Source organism: Bradyrhizobium sp. LA2.1, assembly GCF_040547725.1.
GTDB classification, from domain to species: domain Bacteria; phylum Pseudomonadota; class Alphaproteobacteria; order Rhizobiales; family Xanthobacteraceae; genus Bradyrhizobium; species Bradyrhizobium barranii.
The window spans coordinates 246,364-269,977 of sequence record NZ_JBEPQI010000004.1 but is presented as its reverse complement, the minus strand read 5'-3'; the positions used below and the strand labels follow the sequence as shown (position 1 = coordinate 269,977).

Genomic DNA, 23,614 nt, shown 5'->3' with positions numbered 1-23,614 from the left:
ATGAGTTCGATGACGATTGGACCGATCGCGGGGTCTGCTGCCGACCCATCCGAGCGCAGCGCGCTGCTGTTCTGGATGATCTTCACCGGGTTGTCGATTTTCGCCGTGGTGCTGCTGTGGCGCTTCGGCCTGATCCGCCTGATGCTGACCTCGGACCGCACCTACATTTCCAGCGTGATCGCGCTGCTCTATGTCCTTACCTGCGGCCACTGCTTCCTGCGGACACGGGCGATCGCCCGTGAAGGCGCGGCGGCGCGGCGGTGCCGGGCGGTGCTCGCGGCGCCCGGGGGCAGCAAGGTGCTCGACGGCAGCGCGGCCGCGCTGCCACGCGGGCTGGTGCGGGACCACATCGAGAGCCTCGTGACGAAAGCGTCCGCGCAGGACTACCGGGCGGTCGACCAGACGCTGCTGCTGCGGACGCTGGCCGACCGGCTGCGCGGCTCCAACGGGTTCGGTGCCTTCGTCTCGGACACGCTGATGAAGCTCGGCCTGCTCGGCACCATCATCGGCTTCATCATCATGCTGGCGCCGATCGCGGGGCTGGATGCCGCCGACAAGGTCGCGATGCGTTCCTCGATGGGGCTGATGAGCGACGGCATGGCGGTCGCGATGTACACTACGCTGGCGGGCCTCGTCGGCTCGATCCTGGTGCGCATCCAGTATTACATGCTGGATGCCGCGACCCAGCGGGTGTTCTCGGACGCGGTGGTGCTGACCGAGACCTATGTGACGCCGGTACTGGAGCGCAAAGGCGCTGGAACCGCGTCATGATGGATGACTTTGGTCTCTATCCGCGCGAGGAGCCGTTCGATCCGCTGGGCGTGATGCTGTTCAAGGCGCTCCAGGTGATCGCCTTCCTGTTCTTCCTCGCGCTGCTCGCGGTGTCGCCCGATGCCAAGGACGGCAAGATCGATTCCAAGGCCGAGTTCATGATCACGCTGGACTGGCCGGACAGCCATCCAGACGATCTCGACCTGTTCGTGCAGGATCCCGCCGGCAACATCGCCTGGTATCGCCACCGCGAAGCCGGCTTCCTCACGCTCGATCGCGACGACCGGGGCGGGGCCAACGACTTCATCATGGTCAACGGCAAGAAGATCGCCTCGCCGATCCGCGAGGAGATCGTCACGGTGCGCGGCATCCTCGCCGGCGAATACACCGTCAACGTCTCGCATTTCGTGGCGACGACCGGCGAACCGGTCCAGGCCAATGTGAAGGTGCAGAAGCTCAATCCGACCGCGCAGGTGGTCTTCGACAACAAGTTCACGCTCGATCACACCGGCGACGAGAAGACCGCGGTGCGGTTCCGGCTCGATGCGGAGGGAAAGGTCGTCAATGTGGACCAGCGGCCGAAATCGCTGCTGGAGACGTTCCGCAGCAGTTGGCGCAACGGCGCCGATCTCGACCCGAGGACCGGTGTGAGCAAGAACGCCGTGAGGGTGCGCCGTGACTAGCCTGCAGACGGTCATCCTCACGCTGTCGGTCGCCTACGCCGTCATCGGCGCGTTGTTGCTTGTCGTGCTGGTCTATGCGCGGCTGCACTGGTCGTTGAAGGCCGTCGCGGTGGTCGTGACCAGCGCCTTCTATGTCGTCAGCTTCACCGAGATGCGCGGGCTGCTGGGCTGGGCCAGTTCCGAACGGCTGCCGGCGACCTTCAAGCTGCTGAAGGCCCGCATCGTCGAGCCGCATTCGCTGGAAGGCGATCCCGGCTCGATCTATCTCTGGGTCGAGCAGCTCGATGAGGACAATCGACCGAGCGGTATCCCGCGCGCCTTTCGTGTGCCCTACAATGACAGGCTGGCCGACAAGACCCATGCGGCGGAGAATGAGATCGCGCTGGGACATCCGCAAGGCGGCCGCGCGGCCGATTTCGGCGGCGGCGATGGCAGCCTCATCGACATGGTCCGGGAATATGTGACGCCCAAGACCATTCTGGAGACCAGCGGCGGCGATTCCTCGACCGGCGAATTCCTGGCACCACCCGCCGGCGCGCAAGGCGCGGTGTTCACCCCGATTCCGCCGCCCCGGATGCCGCCGAAGGACGAGCAATAGGCTCTTCACCATCGCGACAGGGGCACGCTGGAAAACGCACCCGCACTGGCGCATCTTCTTGACGTCCCTCAATTTGGCCTTATCGGCTTCCGATAAGGCCTTTGGGGTGGAGGGTGCGTGCTTCTCGCTGTCTTCTCGGATATCCACGGCAACCGGCAGGCGTTCGAGGCCTGCCTGAAGGTTGCCCGCGCGAAGGGCGCGGAGCGGTTCGTCCTGCTCGGCGACTTCGTCGGCTATGGCGCCGATCCGGAATGGGTCGTGGATACCGTGATGGGTCTGGTCCGGGAGGGCGCCATCGTCGTCCGCGGCAATCATGACGAGGCGGTCAACACCACGACCGAAGCCATGAATGCGGAGGCGCAGATCGCGATCGAATGGACGCGCGGGCGGCTCGACGTCGCGCAGCGGCGGTTCCTCGCCGAGCTGCCGATGCTGGTGGATGAGAAGGAGCGCCTTTACGTCCACTCGGAGGCCTCGAGCCCGCAGCGCTGGCACTATGTCCGTTCGACGGCGGATGCCGCCAAGAGCCTGATATCGACGCCCGCCCATGTCACCTTCTGCGGCCACATCCATCGCCCGGCGCTCTATTCGATGTCGGTGACGGCGAAGATGACGAGCCTCGTGCCCAAGACCGACGTTTCCGTGCCGCTGCTGCGCGGGCGGCAATGGCTGGCCGTGCTCGGCTCGGTGGGCCAGCCTCGCGATGGCGATCCATCCGCAGCCTTCGTGCTGTTCGACACCGTGTCGTGCCAGATCACCTATTGCCGCGCGCCCTATGACATCGCGAGCGCGGCGAACAAGATTCGCGAGAACGGCCTGCCGCCCTGGCTCGCCGACCGGCTGTCGCAGGGACGCTAGAGGCCGATGCCGCAATCCCTGGTCAAATCAGGCGCCGAGATCGACGGCTACACCATCGGTGAATGCGTCCATGCCGGCGGCATGGCGACGCTGTGGACCGTCACCCATCCCGGCATCGACGTGCCGCTGCTGATGAAGATTCCGCGCGTGTCGGAGGGCGAGGACCCCGCCGCGATCGTCTCGTTCGAGATGGAGATGATGATCTTGCCGCGGCTCGCCGGGCCGCACGTGCCCTCAGGTTTCGGCACCGGCGACTTCGCGCACCAGGCCTACGCCGTGATCGAGCGCATTCCCGGGACCACGCTCTACAAACGGCTGCCCGACCTGCCGCTCCCATATGAGGAGGCGCGGCAGCTCGTCGCGAAGATCGCCGCCGCGCTGGCCGATCTGCACCGGCAGAACGTGATTCATCACGACATCAAGCCGAGCAGCATCATGTTCCGCGATAGCGGCGAGGCGGTCCTGATCGATTACGGCCTGTCGCACCACAACCATCTGCCGGACCTGTTGCAGGAAGAATTCCGCCTGCCTTACGGCACCGCGCCCTACATGGCGCCCGAGCGGCTGTTGGGGGTACGCGACGATCCGCGCAGCGATCTGTTTTCGCTGGGCGTGCTGCTCTATTTCTTCACCACCGGCGAGCGTCCCTTCGGAGAGGGCGAGACGCTGCGCGCGATGCGTCGCCGGCTGTGGCGCGATCCGCATCCGCCGCGCGAATTGCGCGCGGACTATCCGCCCTGGCTTCAGGAGGTGGTGCTGCGCTGTCTCGAGATCGAGCCGGTGCGGCGCTATCCGACCGCGTCCCAGCTCGCCTTCGATCTCGCTCATCCGGACCAGGTCAGGCTCACCGCGCGTTCGGAACGGCTGAAGCGCGACCCCTTGAGCGTCGCCTGGCGGCGGCGCTTCAACCTGGGCGTCATGGCGCCGCGCGCGAAATCGGACGTCGCCGCGCAAATCGCCTCCAGCCCGATCCTCGCGGTCGCGCTCGACACGGTGGAAGGCGCGGGCGAGCTGAACGAGGCGCTGCGCGTGACCACCGAGCGCATTCTCGCGACGCTGCCGTCGGCGCGGCTTGCCTGCGTCAACGTGCTCAAGCTCAACCGCATCGCGATCGACCGGACGCTCGACGAGCAGGGCTCCAACAAGCATATCGACCGCCTGGTCGCGCTCCGGCATTGGGCGACGCCGCTCAAGCTGGACGAGAGCCGGCTGTCGGTTCACGTGCTGGAGGCCGTCGACCCCGCCGCGGCGCTGTTGGAATTCGCCGAGATCAATCAGGTCGACCACGTCATCATCGGCGCACGGCAGAGCTCGTTCCGCCGCACGCTGCTCGGCAGCGTCTCGGCCAAGGTGGCCTCGGAGGCGGCCTGCACCGTCACCGTGGTGCGGCCGCCGCGGATGGCTGCGGCGAAACCGGACGCCGGCGTCGTGTGGGGCTAGGAAAGATCACGCCGCGTGGGCGGCGTGGACGGAGCGCTTGCGGCGGATCGGCCAGCAGAATTGCGGGCCGGGCTCGCCGTGATCCGCGCCGCCGCCGAAATACTGGATGATCTCGCGGCAGGGCTCGCAATTGAAGAGGTTACGCGACGCGGATGCCTTGGTCATTTCCTTCAGGCAGTTCGGGCAGTGCGGTTTCATCGGGCGTGGTCCAGAACAGAATTCAATGCCGGCGCGGTGACCGGAGCGGGTGATCCGGGTCCGCCATCTCGGGCCCGGTGTCGTCGCGCCTCTCGCCTTCGGTGCGTTCGAGCCGACCGAAGAAATAGTCGAGGTCAGGATGCGGGCGCCGCGGGATGCGGCACCTGCGCTTCGCTTGACGCTTCACGAGCGCGATCTGCATGGGCTCAGGCCCGATACCAGTCGCGACGGACGATGCGGGCCGAACGTGCCGGCACCCTCGCCGGTCCGGCCGATGGGCCAAACACAACAAACGCACTGAAACCAAGCCACAACGCCACGCCAGTCCAAACCAGGGTCGTCGTCATGATGTGCTCCCGCGAAAACAGGCAAGAATCACTAGCGGTGATTTGCACGAATCAGGGAAGCCCGGAGGAGTACGGATCAAGGTGCAATTTAGGCATTGCGCGTCGCAACGCCCGTAAGACCCGCAGCTTTTCAGCAAATATGTTGCTTGTGCTTCAGATCGCTTCGCCGCGTGCGCCTGCGGCGGCGTTACGGATCGCGGCGATGTTGGTCTTGTACGCTTCCTGCGTGCCGCCCTTGAACACGGAGGTGCCGGCGACGAAGGCGTTGGCGCCCGCCGCGGCCAGGGGACCCGCGACATCGGGACCGACGCCGCCATCGACCTCGATGTCGATCGGACGTCCCGCCGTCATCGCGCGGATGTCGCGGATCTTGCCGATCGCAGAGGGGATGAAGGCCTGGCCGCCGAAGCCGGGATTGACCGACATCACCAGCACGAGGTCGACGAGGTCGATGACGTATTCGAGCACGCTGATCGGCGTGCCCGGGTTGAGCGAGACGCCGGCCTTCTTGCCGAGCGCGCGGATCGCCTGGAGCGAGCGGTGCAGATGGGGACCTGCTTCCGCATGCACGGTGATGTGGTCACAGCCGGCTTTGGCGAAGGCCTCGAGATAGGGGTCGCAGGGCGAGATCATCAGATGCGCGTCGAAGATCTTCTTGGTGTGCGGGCGCATCGCCTTGATGACGTCGGGGCCGTAGGAGATGTTGGGAACGAAATGACCGTCCATCACGTCGAGATGGATCCAATCGGCGCCGGCCGCGTCCACCGCGCGCACCTCTTCGCCGAGCCTGGAGAAGTCCGAGGCCAGGATCGAGGGCGCGATGGCCAGGGGGCGGGGAGTGAAGGCTTGGGTCATGGCGCGGTGTCCCGTGGCGGCCGTGAAAGATGATGCTCGCCTAACATGGGCCTCTCAGCCGGGCAATGCAGGGGTGGCGTGCTTCCTGTGGGCGGAAATTTCTGCCGCGACCGGCATGAATTGCCGGTGTTCCGGAGCCGCGCCAGGCGTCGCGAAGGCGGATTTCATTGAGCTTTTTGCGCTGGCACGACGCTTGCTGACATCACCGCCAGAACATTGGCTGCGGCGTGCCGCATCGGTTGGAGTTGTGCAATGTTGTTTGCCCTTGGTGCCGTATCGAGCGCGCTCGACGCGATCCAGTCGCTGACGAAGTCGAAATCGTCCTCGTCGACCCAGAACACGGGGTCTTCGCAGAACGCGCCGATCAATCCGTTCGCGATCGACAGCGGCAGCAGCACGACCAGCGGCGCGACCTCGCCGGTCAATGCCGGCAAAACTCCGCAAATCTCGCCGGAGACCATGAACGCGCTGTTCGCCGCGCAAAGCCAGTCGACGGACAGCACCGGCAGCGCGGCCAGCTCGAGCTCGACGTCTTCGACCTCGACGAGTCGGGATGCTGCGCTGAAGGACCTGTTCTCTCAGATCGACGGGGACGGCGACGGCAAGATCACCAAGTCCGAATTCGAGAACGCGCTCGGGGCCGGCGGCACCAACCTCGCGCAGGCCGACGACGTGTTCTCGAAGATGGATACGAATTCCGACGGCAGCGTCAGCCTGGATGAGATGTCGAAGGCGCTGAAGAGCGGCCATCACGGCCATGCCCACGGTGCCAGCGGCTCCGGCGATGGATCGGATTCCGCCTCGAAGGCGAGCGGCGGATCGACCTCGACCACGACGACCGCTGCCGACGGCTCGACCACCACCACCGTCACCTATGCCGACGGCTTCAAGATGTCGACGACGGTCCCGGGCGCCTCCAGCGCCTCTCGCAATTCGGCCTACGATCTGTTCGCGCAGTTGATGCAGCGGCAAGGCGGGCAGGGGCAAGGGGCCTCAGCGACCGCCGGCTCGTCGATGTCGATGAGCGTTTGACACCCACGTGCTGTCATGCCCCGGCTTGCCGCCTTCGCTAAAGCTTCGGCGGCCGAGCACCCTTGTGGCCCCGGCGTAGCCCTGGCGGAGCCGGGACCGGGGCATCCAGTACGCCGCGGCTTCTCGGTTCAATCACAACTGTCTCTGGAATACTGGATCGCCCGGTCTTCGCCGGGCGATGACGCGCGATATGTGGTGAGAGGTGCGTGCCCCTTACGCGCCGAAGCAGTCCTTCCACGCCGGTAATGTTCCCGCAAACGGCAGCGCAGTTGCGCTGTACACGCCGCGCGCGATCGCGCGCGCGACCACGTTGGCGGCGACCGTGCCGAGCTCGGTGAGGCCGACCAGCGGCTCGATCGGCTTCTCACAGGTCGCAGCCGCAAACAGCACGTCGCCGTCGGTCGGGGCATGCACGGGATAGATGGCGCGGGCAAATCCGGTGTGCGCGATCATCGCCAGCCGCTTGGCCTGGGCCTTGGTCAGCGTGGCATCGGTGACGACGGCGCCGATCGTGGTGTTCTCGCGCGCGCTCGCGGCGGGGCCGCCCTTGATGCGCATCGCCAGCATGTCAGGCGTGAACTTGGCTGGCAGGCCGCGCCCGCCGAACTCGCCGTTCTCCTCGAACGGCGCCGCCCAGAACCACGGTCCCTCGCCGACGGTTGCGCTGCCGACCGCGTTGACGACCACGATGGCGGCGACCTTGATGCCGTTGGGCAGGACCGCTGAAGCCGAGCCGAGCCCGCCCTTGAAGGTCGCAGTGGTGCAGCCGAGGCCCGCGCCGACGCTGCCCAGCGCGAAATCGTGGCCCGCGGCCACAGCTGCCGCGTAACCGAGATCGCGATAGGGCGCGAAGCGACCCCAGGCCTTGTCACCGCCGTTGAGCAGGTCGAACACGATGGCGCCCGGCACGATCGGGATCACCGCCTCGCGAATCCGGAAGCCGCGGCCCTGTTCGGCAAGCCAGGCCTGGACGCCGCCGCCGGCCTCGATGCCGAAGGCGGAGCCGCCGGACAGCGCAATCGCATCGACGCGCTCGACTGTGCTGGCAAGGTCGAGCAGCGCATCCTCGCGCGTGCCGGGCCCGCCGCCGCGCACGTCGATCGCCGCGACCGCCGGGGCATCGAAGATGATCGCTGTCGTGCCGGAGGCGACTTTCGCATCCTCGGCATGGCCGACGCGGACGCCGGCGATATCGGTAAGCAGATTATTCAAGGCCGGCACTCCATGCGCTTCAGGCATCAGCGATAGCGCACCGATGCCGCGCGCTCAACTCGCCAGCGCCGTCCTGAGCATCTTGGCGAGCTCGGATTTGCGGTAGGGCTTGGCCAGCAGCAGCACGCCGGAATCGAGCCGGCCGTGATGGACGATGGCGTTCTCGGTGTAGCCCGAGGTGAACAGCGTCTTCAGGTCGGGACGCCGCCGCACCGCCTCGTCCGCGAGCTGGCGGCCGTTCATGTGGCCCGGCATGATGATGTCGGTGAAGAGCAGGTCGATGCCCTTGTCGGCATCGATGATGGTGAGGGCTTCGGCCGCGTTGGCGGCCTCGAGCGCGGCATAGCCGAGGCTCTTGATCTGGGTCACGACATATTGCCGTACCAGCGCGTCGTCCTCGACGATCAGGATCTTCTCGTCGCCGCCGGCGATGGGCACGTTCTGGAGCGACTCGTACTCGCTCTCCTGCACGCCGCTCGAGCGCGGCAGGTAGATCTTCACGCTCGTGCCGTGGCCTTCCTCGCTGTAGATCTTGATGTGGCCGTCGGACTGCTTGACGAAGCCGAACACCATGCTGAGCCCGAGCCCGGTGCCCTTGCCGACCTCCTTGGTGGTGAAGAACGGGTCGAACACCCGCTCCATCAGGTCCGGTGGAATGCCGGTGCCGGTGTCGCTGACCGCGATCATCACATAGCTGCCGGCGACGACGTCGGGATTCATGCTGGCATAGCCGTCGTCGAGGAAGATGTTGCGGGTCTCCAGCACCAGCGTGCCGCCGTCCGGCATGGCGTCGCGCGCGTTCAGCGCGAGATTGAGGATCGCGGTGGAAAGCTGGCCCGGGTCGACCAGCGCCGGCCAGGCATCCTCGGTGAGCTGCGGCATGATGGTGATCTGCTCGCCGAGGGTCGGGTGCAGCAGCTTGGCGGCCTCGAGCGCCAACGCATTGACGTCGATCTCGCGCGGCTGGAGCGGCTGCTTGCGGGCAAAGGCGAGCAGGTGCTTGGTCAGTTGCGCGCCGCGCTCGGCGGCGTCGTCGATCAGCTTGGTGATGGCGGCGAGCTCGGGACGGTCGGCCACCGCATCCGCGAGGATGCCGATCGTGCCGGTGATGACGGTCAGCACGTTGTTGAAATCGTGGGCGACGCCGCCGGTCAGCTGGCCGATGGAGTCCATTTTCTGGACCTGCCTGAGCTGGGCCTCCGCGGCCTGCTTCTCGGTGAGGTCGCGGCCGATGAAGAAATGGCGCTTCACCGGCTCCGACCAGGTGCCCATCCAGTTCAGCGTCACCTCGTGACCGTCGTAGTGGTAGTAGCGCGCCTCGAAGCTGCGCTTGACCGCGCCACGCCGCGCCGCGCGCATCTCGCTGCGGGTGTTGTCGAGGTCATCGGGGTGAATGAACTCGATGGCGCTGTGCCCGATCATGTCCTCCGGCTTGTACCCGAGGATGTCCTTCACGCTCGGGCTGATCTGGATGAAATTGCCGTAACCGTCCGTCACGAGGATCAGGTCCTGCGAGGTCTCGAAGATGCGCTGGCGCTCCTCGATCTCGCGGTTGAGGGCGGATTCCGCCCGCTTCCGCTCGGTGATGTCGCGAGCGACCTTGGAGGCGCCGATGATCTTGCCGTCGGTCGATCGCAGCGGGACCTGGCTCAGCAGGACGTCGATCGGCTGGCCACTCTTGTGCAGCCGCACGGTCTCGTGCTGGTCGATGACCTCGCCGTTGCGGGTGCGGGCCAGCATTTCGGCGACTTCCTCACGCTGCCCCTCGGGCATGATGATATCGACCTGGCGGCCGATCGCCTCGCTGGCGGAGTAGCCGAAGACGTGCTCTGCCGCCTTGTTCCAGGACGTGATGGTGCCGTCGAGCGACTTCGTGATGATGGCGTCGTTGGAGGACTCGACGACGGCGCTGAACAGCCGCTCGCGCTCGGCATAATAGTTCCGCTCCGAGCTCGACTGCCGCTGCAGCGCGCCGACCATGCCTGCCGTGTTGGCCTGGAGCCGCACGTTCTCGATGAGCAGCACCGCGAGCACGAAACTCGACGCAAAGAGGCCGTAGAGCCGGCCGGCATAGAAGCCGAGGTCGAAACGCGCGACGTTGACGATCGCCGACAGCGCGATGTCGAACAGCCAGGCGCACATCGTGACCATGAGCCAGATGTCGATCACCGTGTGCGGCTTGCGAAACCACAGCGTGACCAGCGCCGCGAAGCTCAGGGACCACACGAACGACACCACGCCGATCATGGTGGGGGTGTAGTGGCCGTCCTTAAGCAGGACCGGCAGCAGGCCGTGCTGCGCAGTCACCAGCCAGGCGAAGAGGGTCAACGCGACGACCACGCCGGCGACGGAAAGTGCGATCGCGGGAGCCGTCGCGCCCGCAACCCTGTTGCCGCCGTTGCCGTCCTTGAGCCAGGCATAGGCCAGCACGAACAGCGGGAAACCGGCGTGCCAGATCATGTAGAGCCAGACGGTGGTCTGTGAGCCTGCACCGAACAATCCGGCCGGGGCGAACAGCCCGGGGAAGGTGAGGGCGTGGGTCACCGCGGCGCCCGCCGTGAACAGATAACCGATCGACAGCAGCAGCAGCGCGCGGCTGCGCAGCACGGCGAACTGCGACAGCAGCAAAACGGCGGTGATGATGTCGCTGACCGCGAGCGCCGACTGGTAGCTCGCCACGAAGGCCGGCACCTGTGCGAGCGGCAAGCCCGCAAACGGTACCGCCAGTGCGAACAGGATCGCGGAGATGCCGACGATCGCCAACGCAGCCCTGCGATCGCTTCGCGTAGCCGGCAAGGTCGACAGGAATGTGCTTCGGTCGTTAGGCGCTAGCACGTCGATCTCTCGTAAGCCGGCATGATGACCTCCTACGTCAATCTCTTCCGGCCGGGAAGCCGCTACCCGCATGGTAGCCCGCTCCGGGCGCGCATCCTGACAGAAAGCGCATGCGACTCAACCGAAGGTTACAGCTTATTTAACTTGGGGTGGGACTTGGAACAGGTCGCTGGTAAGAGGTGATTTACCGGGACAGACCCATACTGCCTTGCCGGGCACTTGCGGTGAATTGAACCAAATAATGATACGTATCCGGGAGTTGTTCCCATGCGCCGTGTTCTCGTTGTCGACGACCAGAAGGAGGTCCGCGCCATGGTCGCGATCGTGCTTCGGGTCAACCGCTTTGACGTCGTCGAAGCCGAGAGCGGCGCAGCGGGCCTGAAAGCCTTCAGCGAGGGCGCTTTCGATGCCGCGATCGTCGATATTTTCCTGGCCGACACCAGCGGCGTTGACGTCATGGCGGCCATTCGCGAGCGAGTTCCCGGGTTCCCGATCGTCGCGGTCTCCGGCATGACCGCGCTGGATTTCATGGGCGAGGCGCCTGGTCTGGCCGACGTGGTATGCCTGCAAAAGCCATTTCGGCCGAACGATCTCCTGCAAGCGCTCCACAAGGCCCAGGCTGCGGCGGGCGGCGAACTCTCCGCAGCCGTGTGACCGCACGGCGAAAGAAAACGCCCCGGCGAACCGGGGCGTTGGATTGATCCGGTTAAAAGGTCAGGCATCCTGTCTTAGGTGCCGTTGCCCTTGATCTCGGCGTAGCCGCCCTTGGCGTCCCATTTGTAGACGACATAGTCGAGCTGCTTGATGTCGCCCTTGGCGTCATACTCGATCGGGCCGATCACGGTGTCCCACTTGCCGGCCTTGATCGCCGCCATGACCTTCTTGGCGTCCGTGGTGCCGGCCTTCTTTGCCGCCTGCGACCAGACCTGCATCGCCGCGTAGGTGTAGAGCGTATAGCCCTCGGGGTCGATGTTCTTGGCCTTGAAGGCGTCGACGATCTTCTTCGCGGTCGGCTTGTTGCGCGGATCGGGGCCGAAGGTGAACAGCGTGCCTTCGCCGGCCGGACCGGTGATGGAGGCGTACTCCTTGTCGGCGAGCGCGTCGCCGGCCATCAGGATCGTCTTGAGGCCCTGGTCACGCATCTGGCGCAGGATCAGGCCGCTCTCCTGATGATAGCCGCCGACATAGACGAGGTCGATGTTGTCGCGCTTCAGGCGCGAGACGATCGCGTTGAAGTCCTTGTCGCCCTTGTTGTAGGACTCGTACATCTTCTCGGTGATGCCGGCCTTGTTGAGCGCCTTCTTGGTCTCGTCGGCGAGACCCTTGCCGTAGGTGGTCTTGTCGTTGAGGATCGCGATGTTCTTGCCCTTGTAGTTCTTGGCGATGTACTGCGCCGCGACCAGGCCCTGCTGGTCGTCACGGCCGCAGACGCGCGCCACGTTCCAGAGTCCGCTATCGGTGAACTTCGGATTGGTCGAGGCGGGGGTAATCTGGAGCACGTTGCCGTCGGCATAGGCTTCGGAGGCGGGGATCGACGACGACGAGCAATAGTGCCCGGCCACGAACGGGATTTTCGCGCCGGCGATCTTCTCGGCGATCGAGCGCGCCTGCTTCGGGTCGCAGGCGTCGTCCTCGACGTTGAGCGCGAGCTTCTTGCCGTTGACGCCGCCGGCGGCGTTGATGTCAGCCACGGCCATCTCGGCGCCGTTCTTCATCTGGCGGCCGAAGGCGGACTCTCCGCCGGTCATCGGGCCTGCGACTGCGACGGTGACATCCTGCGCGAAAGCCGCGCTCGATAGCGCGATCGACGCGCCGAATGCCAGACCGATGAGCTTCAGTGATTTCATGAGATACCTCGCGGGTGGTCGACTGTGGAAGTTGCCGGGTACGCCCGGTCTAAACCGGCGCCATTCTTGAATGAATCTCGGGAGAAGTCACCGGCAAAATACGGGCATTGGCGGAGATATCTCGCCACATTCGGCCGCACGCGCTCCCCGTCGGCAACCTCAGCCGTGCCGGCCGCCCTCCAGGTAGGCGGCGCGAATCTCGGGGCGCTGCAACAACTCGGCGCCGGTCCCGGCCAGCGTGATCAGGCCGTTGACCATGACGTAACCGCGATGGGCGAGCTTCAGCGCATGGTTGGCGTTCTGCTCGACGATCAGGACCGTCAGGCCGTCCTGGCGGTTCAGGGTGCGGATCGCATCGAAAATCTGGCGCGCGATCAGCGGCGCCAGCCCGAGCGAGGGCTCGTCGAGCAGAAGCAGGCGGGGGCGGCTCATCAGGGCGCGGCCGATTGCCAGCATCTGCTGCTCGCCGCCGGACAGCGTTCCGCCGCGCTGGGCGTAGCGCTCCTTCAGCCGTGGGAACAGCGTGAACACGCGTTGCAGCGTGGCCTCGCGTTCGGCGTCGGTGCATCCGGTGGCGTCCGCCCCCATCTGGAGGTTTTCCGCCACGCTCATGCGCGGGAAGATGCGGCGGCCTTCCGGCGATTGCGCGATGCGCAAATGGGCGATCTCATGGGTGGGAACGTCGGTGATGTCACGGCCTTCGTACAGGATCTGGCCGGCGCGGGCGCGCGGCTTGCCGAAGATCGTCATCATCAGCGTCGACTTGCCGGCGCCGTTGGCGCCGATCAGCGCGACGATCTCGCCGGCGCTGATCTCGACATCGACGCCCTTCAGCGCCTCGATCTTGCCGTAGGCGGCGCGAAGGCCCCGGATCGAGAGCAGGGGAGTGGACGCCGACGTCACGACCCGCTCTCCATCACGGCGACGGCCTCTTCCTCGTCGGTGCCGAGATAGGCGGCGATCACCTTGGGATCGTCGCGGATCTCGCGCGGAGAGCCTTCCGCGATCTTGACGCCATGGTCCATCACCACGATGTGGTCGGATATCTCCATCACGACCGACATGTCGTGCTCGATCAGCAGGATCGAGGTGCCGAGCTCGTTGCGGATCGAGAGCAGGAGCTCGCTCAAGGCTGCGCTCTCGCGCGCGTTGAGACCCGCGGCGGGTTCGTCCAGGCACAGCAGCGCGGGCTCGGTGCACATCGCGCGCGCAATCTCGAGCCGGCGCTGGTCGCCATAGGCGAAATTGCCGGCGGCGTCGTCGGCGCGGTCGAGCAAATTGACCCGCTTCAGCCAGTCGGTGGCGAGGTCGATCGCGCGCTTTTCGGCGTCGCGGTAGCCGGGCGCGCCGATGAGGCCCAGAAAAGTGAAGCCGGAGGCGCGCATCAACGCGTTGTGCTGTGCCACCATCAGGTTTTCCAGCGCGGTCATGCCGGGAAACAGGCGGATGTTCTGGAAGGTGCGCGCCACCTTGGCCTGCTTGGCGATGCGGAAATCGTTGAGCCGCTCCAGCGCAATCACCTTGCCGTCGTCATGGGTGAGGCGAATGGCGCCGCCGCTCGGCTTGTAGAAGCCGGTGATGCAGTTGAACACGGTGGTCTTGCCGGCACCGTTCGGTCCGATCAGCGCGGTGATCTTCTTCCGTTCGGCCGCAAACGACAGGTCCTGCACGGCGACGATGCCACCGAAGCGCATGGTCAGCCGATCGACGCCAAGAATCTTGTCGCTAATCTTGTCGGCGCTCATCCGTGCCCTTCCTTGACGAGGTCGGAAGAGATCGCCTGCGCCTTGGTCAGATACACGGTCGGCGCGCGATGGCCGATCAGGCCGCGCGGCCGCCAGATCATGATCAGCACCATGGCCATGCCGAACACCAGCATGCGGTAGGTCTCGAGGCTGCGGAACAGCTCGAAGCCGCCGATCATGGCGAGCGCAGCGAGCGCGACGCCGAGCTGCGAGCCCATGCCGCCGAGCACGACGATGGCGAGCACCAGCGCCGATTCCTGGAAGGTGAAGGATTCCGGACTGATGAAGCCCTGGCGCGTCGCGAAGAACGCACCGGCAAAGCCGCCGAACATGGCGCCGGTCGCGAACGCCGTGAGCTTGGTGGTCGTGGTGTTGATGCCGAGCGCGCGGCAGGCGACCTCGTCCTCGCGCAAGGCCTCCCAGGCGCGGCCGATCGGCAGGCGACGCAGCCGGATCGTCACCCAGTTGGTGAGCAGCGCAAGCGCCAGGATCAGGTAGAACAGGAAGACGATGCGCTGGGTCGGCGAATATTCGATGCCGAGCCTGGCGGCGAGCCCGTTGTCGCTGTTGTCCAGCGGGATGCCGAAGAACGAGGGGCGGGGAATGCTGGAGACGCCATTGGGGCCGCCGGTGAGGCTCTGCCAGTTGATGATGACGAGGCGGATGATCTCGCCGAAGGCGAGCGTCACGATGGCGAGATAGTCGCCGCGCAGCCGCAGCACGGGGAAGCCGAGCAGCACGCCCCAGAACGCGGCGAGGATGCCGGCAAGCGGCAGGCAGACCCAGAACGACCAGCCGAAATTGGTGGCGAGCAGCGCGTAGGAATAGGCGCCCACCGCGTAGAAGGCGACGTAGCCGAGATCGAGCAGGCCGGCGAGCCCGACCACGACGTTCAGCCCCCAGCCGAGCATGACATAGGTGAGCACGAGGATCGCGAGATCGAGGATGTAGCGCTGGTCATAGAAGATCACCGGCACAAGCACCGTGAAGATCAGAAGTGCGGGCGCCAGGTAGCGGCCCAGAAACGACATGCCGCCGCGTACAGCCGGCGGCACCAGCTTGTCGGTGCCGCTGGAACCGATCCACTGTCGCAACAGCCCGAGCACGATCGAGCCGCCGAACACGGCGGCAACGAGGGAGGCGACCTCGCCGAAGCGGGTCCAATAGGTGAGCTGGCCGTCGGAACCCGCTTCGGTGCGGACGCCGACCATCAGCGAGAACAGCACCAGCGCGATCAGGGCGTTGACGAAGGCCGTCTTCAGCAGAGCGGGGATGTCCGTTGCAGGTTTGGTCGTATTGCTCGAGAGAACTGTCACGCGGCGACCGTCAGACTTTTTCGACTTCGGGACGGCCAAGCAGGCCGGTCGGCATGAAGATCAGCACGACGATCAGGATCGAGAACGCCGCGACGTCCTTGTACTCGACCGAGAAATAGGCCGACCAGAACGTCTCGATCAGGCCGATCGCGAGACCGCCCAGCATGGCGCCAGGCAGCGAGCCGATGCCGCCGAGCACGGCCGCGGTGAACGCCTTGATGCCGGCGACGAAGCCCATGAAGAAATCCACCAGGCCGTAATAGAGCAGGTACATCAGGCCCGCGACTGCGGCGAGTGCTGCGCCGATCACGAAGGTCATGGAGATGGTGCGGTCGACGTTGACGCCGAGCAGCGCCGCCATGGTCTGGTCCTGCTCGCAGGCCCGCATGTCGCGGCCGAGCCGGGTGCGCGACACCAGCCAGGTGAAGATCCCAAGCAGCACGATGGTGGTGAGAACCACCATGATCTGGATGTTGGAGAGCTGGATCACAAAGCCGTCCGCGCTTTCGTGCAGCGTATAGCCGCCGGTGATGAAGGGCGGGATCGGCTTGACGCGGGCGCCCTGCGCGACCTGCGAGTAATTGGTCAGCACGAAGGACATGCCGATCGCCGACAGCATCGGGGCGAGGCGGAAGGAATGACGCAGGGGCCGGTAGGCGATGCGTTCGATGGTCCAGCCATAGAGCGCGGTGATCGCCATCGACACCAGCAGCACCACCAGCAGGATCACCGGGATCGCGGTCAAGCCGAGTGAGATCAGGATCAGGAAGGTGATCAGGGCGATGAAGCCGCCGATCATGAAGACATCGCCATGGGCGAAATTGATCATGCCGACGATGCCGTAGACCATCGTATAGCCGATGGCGATCAGGCCGTAGATCGAGCCCAGAACGAGACCGTTGATGAGCTGCTGGGCGAAATAATCCATGGGCTGCCGTTACCAAACCTGACGCGGCTCAAAGGGAGCTCTTCGAGAGAAAGTGTGATTGAGTTTCTTCTCGGGCCCCGGCAGCCCCTAAGCATTCTTCTCGTTTTGTAACAGGAGGGAACTGGTGGCTGCAACTGGCCATGCCTCGACACAAAGGCTTGTACAGAGGTCATTTCGCTACGGATGTCATTTCGGTTCCGCAGGTGCGAGGAACCGGGTTCCGCAAAGCAACCAAACTGAATCCCGGCCGTTGTCTCTCCTCTGAGGTCCAACTAGGGAGTTCCCCCAAATGTCGAAGCAGCAAGATCAGAATCCGGGCCAGCAGACTCAGAAACCCGGGCAGCAGCAGGGTGGCGGGCAGAAACCCGGACAGCAGCAGCAGGATCCGCAGCGCGAGGGCGAGAAGCCCGGCCAGCAACAGGGCGGCCAGCACGGTCAGGACAAGTAGTTTCGGAGCCTAGACGTGAAGAGGGCCCCGCCGGGAGGCGGGGCCTTTTTCCTTGGGCGCGCCGTCCGGCGGGCCGGTTAAGGTAAACAAAGGGTTTAAATTGCCGCCATGGTCTGATGCGAGTTAGCTCCCCGGCAAAGCCTTTCCATGGAAGGCGCGCAGCGAGCGAAGCGGGAAGCGGCATGTTCAGGAATTGGCGGATCGGTTCGGTCAACGGCGCCCTGCTGGCGGCCTATTTCATCCCGGCCTGGACGCTCGTGGCCTTCAACATCATGGTGGCACCGGTGCACGGCCTCTACGAGCGGCCGAGTGTCGCGGTGGCGCTGTTCCTCAGCGATCATCTTCAGATGGCGGGGATGAGCACGGTGCGTGCCGCCTGGCTGCTGGCGCTGGGCCGGCTGACGGTGGTGGCGTTCTTTGCCATCTATCTCGCGCTTCTGTGCATTCCCCGCGTCCGCAAGAATGGCGGCAGCGACGAGGCGCTCGGCATTGCGCTTGCGATCGGCAGCCTCATTTCGTTTACGAGCATGTTGATGGCCTCGAAGGTCGGCGAGATGGCCGCGCTCCGGCTGCATGCCACCGAGCTCCTGCTGCTGCTCGGCGCTGCCATCGTGGTGGTGATCGAACGGCCCGCGCCGGCGCCCAAGAACGTTCGGGAGATCGTCGAGACCGCCGCGCCGCTAGCTCTTGAGCAGGCCGAGCTCCTGCACAATCGCTGAGGCTTCCTTGACGGCGTGGTTCGCCGCGGGCACGCCGCAATAGATTGCCTGCTGAAGCAGGATTTCCTTGATGTCGTCGGGGGTGAAGCCGCCCTCGGCGAGCGCTGCGCGCACATGCAGGCGGAATTCGTCCCATTGCCCCAGCGCGACCATGGTGCCGATCACGAGCACGCGCCGCGTACGCTCGTCGAAATGCGGCCGCGTCCAGATCTCGCCCCAGGCGTAGCGCGTGATCATGTCCTGGAAGTCGGTGTTGAAGGCGTTGCGGCCCGCGATCGACTTGTCGACCCAGGCATTGCCCAAAACCTTCCGGCGCACATTCATGCCGGCATCGCGGCGCTTCTGGTCGTCCATGTTTTTTTCTCCGGCTAGCGCTGCGTCAGGAAACCCACCACCGCGTCGGTGAACGCGTGCGGCTGCTCGACGTTGGAAATGTGCGCGGCGTCGATGATGGTCATGCTGGCGCCGGGAATGTTGGAGCGGATCAATTCACCCGCCGAGATCGGCGTCGCCATGTCGTGGCGGCCGGCGATGACCAGTGTCGGGCTCTTGATCTTGGCGAGCATCTCGCGCTGGTCGAGCGTCGACAGCGCCTCGCAGCAGGCGAGATAGCCCTCGACGGGGGAGGCGAGCAGCATCGACTTCATCTTCGCCGTGATCTGCGGCTCGCGCTCGCGGAAATCCTGGGTCAGCCAGCCCGCGATGACGGCATCGGCCACCGCCGCGATGCCGCCCTTCTTCACCGCGTCGATGCGCTCCAGCCATTTGGTCGGCTCGGCGTAGTAGCAGGAGGTGTTGGCGAGGATGAGCTTGCCGAAGCGCTCCGGCGCATTGGCCCCTAACCACTGCCCGACCATGCCGCCCATCGACAGGCCGCACCAATGCACCTTCTCGATGTTGAGGTCGTCGAGGATCGCCAGCACGTCGCGGCCGAAGCGCTCCATCGTATAGGGGGCGGGCGGAACGTTGGACTTGCCGTGCCCGCGGCGGTCGTAGCGGATGACGCGGAACACCTGCGTCAACGCCTTCATCTGCGGCTCCCACATCTGAAGCGTGCAGCCGAGCGAATTGGACAGCATCAGCGTCGGCCCGCCGTCGCGGCCCTCGACGGAGACGTTGATCAGGCAACCGTCGGCATCGATCATGGGCATGCTGGGCGTCTCCGTTCTGGAGCATGATCCGGAAAAGTGTGGAGCGGTTTTCCGAAAAAGATCATGCTCAAACAATTAATCTCGCTCGAGGCTGTCGAGCAGCCGGTCGATCAGGGCTTGGGAAGCCCCTTGATAGGCCATCGGCTCGAACAATGCCGCAATTTTTTCCGGCGAAAGATGCGCCGTGACCTGCGAATCGGCCGACAGCACATCGCGCAGATGCTTCTTCTCGGCGACCGCGCGCTTGCTCGCGGCCTCGATCAGATGATGCGCATCGCTCTTGCCGATCTTGTCGGCCAGCGCAAACGTAACGGCTTCCGCCATGATGAGCCCATGCGTCGCATCGAGATTGCTGCGCATGCGCGCGGCATCGACGTCGAGGCCCTCCGCGATATCGACGATGGCGGCGAGCGCGCCCGAGGCGACCAGCATCAATTGCGGCAGCGTCGGCCATTCCGCGTGCCAAGGGCCTGCGCTGCGCTCGTGGTCCTGCACCTGGGCTGCAAAGATCGTCGCGGCGAGCTGCGGCGCCATGGTTGCGCAGCCCAGCGCGCTCGCGGCCGCAACCGGGTTGCGCTTGTGCGGCATGGTCGAGGAGCCGCCGCGGCCTTCGCCGGCGGGCTCGAACGCCTCGCCAACATCGGTCTGCATCATCAGCGAGACGTCGCGCGCGATCTTGCCGCAGCTTCCGGCGAGAATCGCAAAGCTTGATGCGGCTTCCGCGATCCGGTCGCGATGGGTGTGCCAGGGCGCTTCCGGCAGCGGCAGGTTGAGCTCCTGCGCCAATCGCTCTGCAACGACGAGCCCCTTGTCGCCGAGGGCCGCGAGCGTGCCGGCCGCGCCGCCGAATTGCAGCGCAAGACCCTCGCGGGAGAGCCGCCGCAGGCGGCAGCGGGCGCGGGCGAGGCTTGATGCGTATTCCGCGGCCTTGAGCCCGAACGGCATCGGCAGAGCGTGCTGGAGCCAGGTCCGTGCCACCATGGCGGTGTTGCGATGGCTCCGTGCCAGGGCGGCAAAGCCCTTGATGGCGCGGCTGAGATCGGCATCGAGTGCATCGATGCCGGCGCGAAGCGTGAGCATGGTCGCGGTGTCGATGACATCCTGGCTCGTCGCGCCCCAATGGACGTAGCGCGCGGCCTCCGCATCGGCCTTGCCGACATTGGCCGTGAGCGCCTTGACCAGGGGAATCGCGAGATTGCCGGATCGCGTCGCGGCCTCGCCCAGAGCGGCCATGTCAAAGCTATCAGCCTTGCACGCCGCTTCGATCGGGCCGACCGCGGATGCGGGAATCACATCCGTGGCGGCCTCGGAGCGTGCCAGGGCTGCCTCGAAATCGAGCATGTTCTGGAGGGTCGACCGGTCGTCGCAGACCGCGCGCATGGCTGCGCTCGACAGCATCGGCGCGAGCAGGGGGGAGAGGGCTGTGCTCATGTTGCGCGGGACCTAATCACCATGCCCCGGCTCTGCCAATCCCAAACCATCGGCGGAAAGCTTTTTGCAGTTGCGAATATGCATTGCACGTGGCCGGGGGCTGCCCTTTCCTTTGCGGCCTCCGTGCGTTACTTGAGCACATTATAGCGAAGCATCCGGGAGGTACCCCATGGCCATGACGATGAACGGCGAAGTCCAGCTTGCGGCGCCGCGCGAGGCCGTGTGGGAGAAGCTCAACAATCCCGAGGTGCTGAAGGCCTGCATCCCCGGCTGCGAGGAGCTGGAGAAGACCGACGACGGCGGCTTTCGCGCGACGGCGAAAATGAAGGTCGGGCCGGTGTCGGCGCGCTTCAAGGGCAAGGTCACACTCTCCGATCTCGACCCGCCGAACGGCTACAAGATCTCCGGCGAAGGCGAGGGCGGGGTGGCCGGCTTCGCCAAGGGCGGCGCTGTGGTCAAGCTTGCGGAGAAGGACGGCGGTACGCTGCTCTCCTACGAGGTCGAGGCGCAGATCGGCGGCAAGTTGGCGCAGCTCGGCCAGCGCCTCATCAACGGCGCCGCCAAGAAACTGGCCGACGAATTTTTCGCGAACTTCGCCAAAGCGGTACAGGGCTAGCGGTACAGGGCTGAAGGCTATCGCCTTTCGGCATGGCGCCTTGCGTCCGGGGCGATGTTGCCCCCGGGCATAATGGCCCATATGATGGGTTGGAATAATTATAAGAACCGCTTCGACGGGACCCGTCGAGGCGCTGATAGAGAGTGCTTATGGCAAAAATCTCCCTCATCGTGAACGGCAATCCTGTCACGGCCAACGTCGATCCCCGCACCCTTCTGGTGCAGTTCCTGCGCGAGAATCTGCGCCTGACCGGCACCCATGTCGGCTGCGACACCTCGCAGTGCGGCGCCTGTGTCGTGCATCTCGACGGCAAGGCCGTGAAGTCCTGCACCACGCTGGCCGTGATGGCCGACGGCCACGAGGTCAAGACGATCGAGGGACTGGCCGCCGACGGCGCTCCGCTGCATCCGATGCAGGAGGCCTTCCGCGAGCACCATGGCCTGCAGTGCGGCTTCTGCACGCCGGGCATGATCATGACGGCGATCGACATCGTCCATCGCAAGGGCCACGAGCTCGACGACCACACCATCCGCGAGGAGCTGGAAGGCAATCTCTGCCGTTGCACCGGCTACCAGAACATCGTCGCTTCGATCTCCGCCGGCGCCAAGGCGATGGCGAAATCCGATCTCGCCTAACCGCGCGCGCATTCTGCGATCAGGACATTCAGATGTACGAATTCAAATACCATCGCCCTGGGACCGTTCGCCAGGCGGCCAACCTCCTGGTGAAGAACGAAGACGCCAAGGTGATCGCCGGCGGCCACACGCTGATTCCCGTCATGAAGCAGCGCCTCGCCAGCCCCCCGCATCTGGTCGACCTCTCCCACATCGAGGGGCTCAACACGATCGAGATGAAGGGCCGCGCGCTCGTGATCGGCGCCACCGCCAGGCATGCCGAGGTCGCAAGCTCCGCGATCGTCGGTGAGGCGATCCCGGCACTGGCCAATCTTGCCAGCCAGATCGGCGACCCGGCCGTACGCCACAAGGGCACGATCGGCGGCTCGCTCGCCAACAACGATCCGACCGCGGACTATCCGGCCGCGGTGCTCGCGCTCGGCGCCACCATCGTCACCAACAAGCGCCGCCTCAAGGCGGAAGAGTATTTCCAGGGCCTGTTCACGACGGCGCTCGAAGCCGACGAGATCATCACCAAGGTGATGTTCCCGCTGCCGAAGAAGGCGGCCTACATCAAGTTCCGCAACCAGGCTTCGCGCTATGCGCTGGTCGGCGTGTTCGTGGCGCGGCGTCCTTCGGACGTGCGCGTCGCCGTCACCGGCGCCGGCTCCGAAGGCGTGTTCCGCGTCACCGCGTTCGAGGAAGCCCTGAAGAAGCGCTTCGCCGCGAAGGCGCTCGACGGCATCGAGGTGCCGGCGGAAGGCCTCAACAGCGACATCCACGGCAGCGCCGAATACCGTGCGCATCTCATCGGGGTGCTGACGCGGCGTGCCCTCGATGCCGCCAACGCCAAGGAGTGAGTGAACCTCACGCCTCGGCCCAAACTTGTCCCCGGTGAGGGCGTAGCGAGACTGGCTTTTTCATGACTCTCACGGCCCTGCCGGCATCGGTCGATGCGATGCTCGAACTCTTGACTTCGCGCGGTTATCTCGCGGAGCGATCGCTGGCGACGGTGACCTATCTGTCGCTGCGCATGGGCCGGCCGCTGTTCCTCGAGGGCGAAGCCGGCGTCGGCAAGACCGAGATCGCCAAGGTGCTGTCGGCGGCGCTGGGGCGGAAGCTGATCCGCCTGCAGTGCTACGAGGGCCTCGACGTCTCGTCCGCCGTCTACGAGTGGAACAGCGCCGCACAGATGATTGCGATCCGGATGGCGGAAGCCGCCGGCGACACCGACCGCGATCAGCTCTCGTCCGATATCTTCGCCGACCGCTACATGATCAAGCGGCCTCTGCTCCAGGCGTTGGAGCCTGACGTTGCGGGACCGCCGGTGCTGCTGATCGACGAGCTCGACCGCGCCGACGAGGCGTTCGAGGCATACCTGCTCGAAATCCTCAGCGACTTCCAGGTGACCATTCCCGAATTCGGCACCGTGAAGGCGCCGCATCCGCCGATCGTCATCATCACCTCCAACCGCACCCGCGAGATCCATGACGCGCTGAAGCGGCGCTGTCTCTATCACTGGGTCGACTATCCCGGAGCCGAGCGCGAGCTCGCGATCGTCAAGACGCGCGTGCCCGGCATCTCCGCAAAGCTGTCGCAGCAGGTCGTGCGTTTCGTCCAGGCGCTCCGCAATCAGGATTTCTACAAGTCGCCGGGCGTCGCCGAGACCATCGACTGGGCCACCGCGCTGTCGGAGCTCGACGCCCGCTCGCTGACCCCGCAAGTGGTCGGCGACACGCTGGGCGCGCTGCTCAAGTACCAGGACGACATCACCCGGATGCAGGGCGATACCTTGCAGAAGGTCCTGAAGGAAGCGACGAGCGAGAATTGATCTTGCGCCACTAGTACTCCGGTCATTCCGGGGCGACGCGCAGCGTCGAGCCCGGAATCCATAACCACGATCGGGAGTATGGATTCCGGGCTCGCGCCAAGCGGCGCGCCCCGGAATGACGAGGGGATGGATACGAGAC

27 protein-coding genes are annotated in these 23,614 nt (G+C 65.5%); 13 read left to right on the top strand and 14 right to left on the bottom strand.

Translation table 11 applies throughout. The annotated features are described in order from the left end of the window. The 5 genes from ABIB95_RS09250 (at position 1) to ABIB95_RS09230 (ending at position 4,350) form a co-directional block, all read left to right on the top strand. Entirely contained in the window at positions 1-771 is a 771-nt protein-coding gene (locus ABIB95_RS09250; protein ID WP_028147463.1) for a MotA/TolQ/ExbB proton channel family protein, read from the top strand. Continuing rightward, positions 768-1,454: a DUF2135 domain-containing protein gene (locus tag ABIB95_RS09245; RefSeq protein WP_028147462.1), complete on the top strand. Its 687-nt coding sequence runs from the start codon at positions 768-770 to the stop codon at positions 1,452-1,454. The genes ABIB95_RS09250 and ABIB95_RS09245 overlap by 4 nt, the downstream gene beginning before the upstream one ends. Next, on the top strand, positions 1,447-2,052 hold the full coding sequence (locus tag ABIB95_RS09240; RefSeq protein ID WP_166091382.1) for a hypothetical protein: 606 nt from the start codon (positions 1,447-1,449) through the stop codon (positions 2,050-2,052). The genes ABIB95_RS09245 and ABIB95_RS09240 overlap by 8 nt, the downstream gene beginning before the upstream one ends. 117 nt (positions 2,053-2,169) lie before the next feature. Further along, a complete protein-coding gene (locus tag ABIB95_RS09235; RefSeq protein WP_354238854.1) occupies positions 2,170-2,910 on the top strand; it encodes a metallophosphoesterase family protein in 741 nt (246 codons plus the stop codon). Between the two features lie 6 nt (positions 2,911-2,916). After that, complete coding sequence (locus ABIB95_RS09230; protein WP_354238852.1) at positions 2,917-4,350, top strand: serine/threonine protein kinase; 1,434 nt, start codon at positions 2,917-2,919, stop codon at positions 4,348-4,350. Positions 4,351-4,356: 6 nt separating this feature from the next. Here the strand turns inward: ABIB95_RS09230 and ABIB95_RS09225 are convergent, their stop codons facing one another. The 4 genes from ABIB95_RS09225 to ABIB95_RS09210 all read right to left on the bottom strand — a co-directional run bounded on the left by ABIB95_RS09225 (position 4,357) and on the right by ABIB95_RS09210 (position 6,154). Beyond that, positions 4,357-4,548 carry a hypothetical protein gene (locus ABIB95_RS09225; protein ID WP_014494175.1) on the bottom strand — a complete coding sequence of 64 codons (192 nt, stop codon included), beginning with the start codon at positions 4,546-4,548 and terminating at the stop codon, positions 4,357-4,359. Positions 4,549-4,570: 22 nt separating this feature from the next. After that, the gene (locus tag ABIB95_RS09220) at positions 4,571-4,750 is read right to left on the bottom strand and encodes a hypothetical protein (RefSeq protein WP_028147458.1); all 180 of its coding nucleotides are present in this window, start codon (positions 4,748-4,750) and stop codon (positions 4,571-4,573) included. Between the two features lie 298 nt (positions 4,751-5,048). Next, complete coding sequence (gene rpe / locus ABIB95_RS09215; protein WP_028158459.1) at positions 5,049-5,750, bottom strand: ribulose-phosphate 3-epimerase; 702 nt, start codon at positions 5,748-5,750, stop codon at positions 5,049-5,051. A gap of 164 nt (positions 5,751-5,914) precedes the next feature. Further along, a complete protein-coding gene (locus ABIB95_RS09210; protein WP_224580999.1) occupies positions 5,915-6,154 on the bottom strand; it encodes a hypothetical protein in 240 nt (79 codons plus the stop codon). On the opposite strand from ABIB95_RS09210, the gene ABIB95_RS09205 reads away from it, so the two are divergent. Then, a complete protein-coding gene (locus ABIB95_RS09205; protein WP_354239098.1) occupies positions 6,045-6,782 on the top strand; it encodes an EF-hand domain-containing protein in 738 nt (245 codons plus the stop codon). The two genes, ABIB95_RS09210 and ABIB95_RS09205, sit on opposite strands and share 110 nt — an antisense overlap. Positions 6,783-6,995: 213 nt before the next feature. Here ABIB95_RS09205 and ABIB95_RS09200 read toward each other — a convergent pair whose 3' ends face one another. Both ABIB95_RS09200 and ABIB95_RS09195 read right to left on the bottom strand, forming a co-directional pair. Then, on the bottom strand, positions 6,996-7,994 hold the full coding sequence (locus ABIB95_RS09200) for a P1 family peptidase (protein ID WP_354238849.1): 999 nt from the start codon (positions 7,992-7,994) through the stop codon (positions 6,996-6,998). A gap of 54 nt (positions 7,995-8,048) precedes the next feature. After that, positions 8,049-10,901 (bottom strand): PAS domain S-box protein, encoded by a 2,853-nt coding sequence (locus ABIB95_RS09195; RefSeq protein ID WP_354238847.1) that lies wholly within the window; start codon positions 10,899-10,901, stop codon positions 8,049-8,051. Between the two features lie 195 nt (positions 10,902-11,096). On the opposite strand from ABIB95_RS09195, the gene ABIB95_RS09190 reads away from it, so the two are divergent. Beyond that, a complete protein-coding gene (locus tag ABIB95_RS09190; RefSeq protein WP_071912455.1) occupies positions 11,097-11,483 on the top strand; it encodes a response regulator in 387 nt (128 codons plus the stop codon). A gap of 74 nt (positions 11,484-11,557) precedes the next feature. Here ABIB95_RS09190 and ABIB95_RS09185 read toward each other — a convergent pair whose 3' ends face one another. From ABIB95_RS09185 to ABIB95_RS09165, 5 genes are all read right to left on the bottom strand, one after another. Further along, complete coding sequence (locus tag ABIB95_RS09185; RefSeq protein ID WP_028147453.1) at positions 11,558-12,676, bottom strand: branched-chain amino acid ABC transporter substrate-binding protein; 1,119 nt, start codon at positions 12,674-12,676, stop codon at positions 11,558-11,560. A gap of 159 nt (positions 12,677-12,835) precedes the next feature. Continuing rightward, entirely contained in the window at positions 12,836-13,579 is a 744-nt protein-coding gene (locus ABIB95_RS09180; protein ID WP_247309389.1) for an ABC transporter ATP-binding protein, read from the bottom strand. Then, positions 13,576-14,421, bottom strand: coding sequence for an ABC transporter ATP-binding protein (locus ABIB95_RS09175; protein ID WP_208072043.1), 846 nt, complete (start codon positions 14,419-14,421; stop codon positions 13,576-13,578). Before ABIB95_RS09175 ends, ABIB95_RS09180 begins: the two co-directional genes overlap by 4 nt. Then, positions 14,418-15,737, bottom strand: coding sequence for a high-affinity branched-chain amino acid ABC transporter permease LivM (gene livM, locus ABIB95_RS09170; RefSeq protein WP_354238845.1), 1,320 nt, complete (start codon positions 15,735-15,737; stop codon positions 14,418-14,420). The genes ABIB95_RS09175 and livM overlap by 4 nt, the downstream gene beginning before the upstream one ends. Positions 15,738-15,747: 10 nt before the next feature. After that, positions 15,748-16,665 carry an ABC transporter permease subunit gene (locus tag ABIB95_RS09165; RefSeq protein ID WP_028147449.1) on the bottom strand — a complete coding sequence of 306 codons (918 nt, stop codon included), beginning with the start codon at positions 16,663-16,665 and terminating at the stop codon, positions 15,748-15,750. Positions 16,666-16,954: 289 nt separating this feature from the next. Here ABIB95_RS09165 and ABIB95_RS09160 point away from each other — a divergent pair, with 289 nt between their 5' ends. Beyond that, entirely contained in the window at positions 16,955-17,113 is a 159-nt protein-coding gene (locus tag ABIB95_RS09160) for a hypothetical protein (RefSeq protein ID WP_354238843.1), read from the top strand. Positions 17,114-17,295: 182 nt separating this feature from the next. Beyond that, on the top strand, positions 17,296-17,832 hold the full coding sequence (locus tag ABIB95_RS09155) for a hypothetical protein (RefSeq protein ID WP_354238841.1): 537 nt from the start codon (positions 17,296-17,298) through the stop codon (positions 17,830-17,832). Here ABIB95_RS09155 and ABIB95_RS09150 read toward each other — a convergent pair. The 3 genes from ABIB95_RS09150 to ABIB95_RS09140 form a co-directional block, all read right to left on the bottom strand. Next, positions 17,794-18,186, bottom strand: a complete 393-nt coding sequence (locus tag ABIB95_RS09150; RefSeq protein ID WP_039152041.1) for a carboxymuconolactone decarboxylase family protein — start codon at positions 18,184-18,186, stop codon at positions 17,794-17,796. The two genes, ABIB95_RS09155 and ABIB95_RS09150, sit on opposite strands and share 39 nt — an antisense overlap. Positions 18,187-18,200: 14 nt before the next feature. Further along, the gene (gene pcaD / locus ABIB95_RS09145) at positions 18,201-18,983 is read right to left on the bottom strand and encodes a 3-oxoadipate enol-lactonase (protein WP_166091455.1); all 783 of its coding nucleotides are present in this window, start codon (positions 18,981-18,983) and stop codon (positions 18,201-18,203) included. Between the two features lie 75 nt (positions 18,984-19,058). After that, positions 19,059-20,414, bottom strand: coding sequence for a 3-carboxy-cis,cis-muconate cycloisomerase (locus ABIB95_RS09140; RefSeq protein ID WP_354238839.1), 1,356 nt, complete (start codon positions 20,412-20,414; stop codon positions 19,059-19,061). A gap of 169 nt (positions 20,415-20,583) precedes the next feature. Here ABIB95_RS09140 and ABIB95_RS09135 point away from each other — a divergent pair, with 169 nt between their 5' ends. The 4 genes from ABIB95_RS09135 (at position 20,584) to ABIB95_RS09120 (ending at position 23,475) form a co-directional block, all read left to right on the top strand. Then, the gene (locus tag ABIB95_RS09135; RefSeq protein WP_063982407.1) at positions 20,584-21,030 is read left to right on the top strand and encodes an SRPBCC family protein; all 447 of its coding nucleotides are present in this window, start codon (positions 20,584-20,586) and stop codon (positions 21,028-21,030) included. Positions 21,031-21,179: 149 nt separating this feature from the next. Beyond that, a complete protein-coding gene (locus ABIB95_RS09130; RefSeq protein ID WP_014494194.1) occupies positions 21,180-21,665 on the top strand; it encodes a (2Fe-2S)-binding protein in 486 nt (161 codons plus the stop codon). A 32-nt stretch (positions 21,666-21,697) separates the two neighbouring features. Then, positions 21,698-22,504: an FAD binding domain-containing protein gene (locus tag ABIB95_RS09125; RefSeq protein ID WP_014494195.1), complete on the top strand. Its 807-nt coding sequence runs from the start codon at positions 21,698-21,700 to the stop codon at positions 22,502-22,504. A 62-nt stretch (positions 22,505-22,566) separates the two neighbouring features. Next, positions 22,567-23,475, top strand: a complete 909-nt coding sequence (locus ABIB95_RS09120; RefSeq protein WP_354238836.1) for an AAA family ATPase — start codon at positions 22,567-22,569, stop codon at positions 23,473-23,475. Positions 23,476-23,614: the final 139 nt, after the last annotated feature.

Bases quoted from the DNA above. Each gene is read 5' to 3' on its own strand.
- ABIB95_RS09160 (WP_354238843.1), top strand. From the start codon at position 16,955: ATGTCGAAGCAGCAAGATCAGAATCCGGGCCAGCAGACTCAGAAACCC.
- pcaD (WP_166091455.1), bottom strand. From the start codon at position 18,983: ATGCCCATGATCGATGCCGACGGTTGCCTGATCAACGTCTCCGTCGAG.
- ABIB95_RS09140 (WP_354238839.1), bottom strand. From the start codon at position 20,414: ATGAGCACAGCCCTCTCCCCCCTGCTCGCGCCGATGCTGTCGAGCGCA.
- ABIB95_RS09175 (WP_208072043.1), bottom strand. From the start codon at position 14,421: ATGAGCGCCGACAAGATTAGCGACAAGATTCTTGGCGTCGATCGGCTG.
- ABIB95_RS09225 (WP_014494175.1), bottom strand. From the start codon at position 4,548: ATGAAACCGCACTGCCCGAACTGCCTGAAGGAAATGACCAAGGCATCC.
- ABIB95_RS09120 (WP_354238836.1), top strand. From the start codon at position 22,567: ATGACTCTCACGGCCCTGCCGGCATCGGTCGATGCGATGCTCGAACTC.
- ABIB95_RS09130 (WP_014494194.1), top strand. From the start codon at position 21,180: ATGGCAAAAATCTCCCTCATCGTGAACGGCAATCCTGTCACGGCCAAC.
- ABIB95_RS09245 (WP_028147462.1), top strand. From the start codon at position 768: ATGATGGATGACTTTGGTCTCTATCCGCGCGAGGAGCCGTTCGATCCG.
- ABIB95_RS09220 (WP_028147458.1), bottom strand. From the start codon at position 4,750: ATGCAGATCGCGCTCGTGAAGCGTCAAGCGAAGCGCAGGTGCCGCATC.
- ABIB95_RS09155 (WP_354238841.1), top strand. From the start codon at position 17,296: ATGTTCAGGAATTGGCGGATCGGTTCGGTCAACGGCGCCCTGCTGGCG.
- ABIB95_RS09125 (WP_014494195.1), top strand. From the start codon at position 21,698: ATGTACGAATTCAAATACCATCGCCCTGGGACCGTTCGCCAGGCGGCC.
- ABIB95_RS09195 (WP_354238847.1), bottom strand. From the start codon at position 10,901: ATGCGGGTAGCGGCTTCCCGGCCGGAAGAGATTGACGTAGGAGGTCAT.
- ABIB95_RS09230 (WP_354238852.1), top strand. From the start codon at position 2,917: ATGCCGCAATCCCTGGTCAAATCAGGCGCCGAGATCGACGGCTACACC.
- ABIB95_RS09190 (WP_071912455.1), top strand. From the start codon at position 11,097: ATGCGCCGTGTTCTCGTTGTCGACGACCAGAAGGAGGTCCGCGCCATG.
- rpe (WP_028158459.1), bottom strand. From the start codon at position 5,750: ATGACCCAAGCCTTCACTCCCCGCCCCCTGGCCATCGCGCCCTCGATC.
- ABIB95_RS09150 (WP_039152041.1), bottom strand. From the start codon at position 18,186: ATGGACGACCAGAAGCGCCGCGATGCCGGCATGAATGTGCGCCGGAAG.
- ABIB95_RS09185 (WP_028147453.1), bottom strand. From the start codon at position 12,676: ATGAAATCACTGAAGCTCATCGGTCTGGCATTCGGCGCGTCGATCGCG.
- ABIB95_RS09135 (WP_063982407.1), top strand. From the start codon at position 20,584: ATGGCCATGACGATGAACGGCGAAGTCCAGCTTGCGGCGCCGCGCGAG.
- ABIB95_RS09165 (WP_028147449.1), bottom strand. From the start codon at position 16,665: ATGGATTATTTCGCCCAGCAGCTCATCAACGGTCTCGTTCTGGGCTCG.
- ABIB95_RS09250 (WP_028147463.1), top strand. From the start codon at position 1: ATGAGTTCGATGACGATTGGACCGATCGCGGGGTCTGCTGCCGACCCA.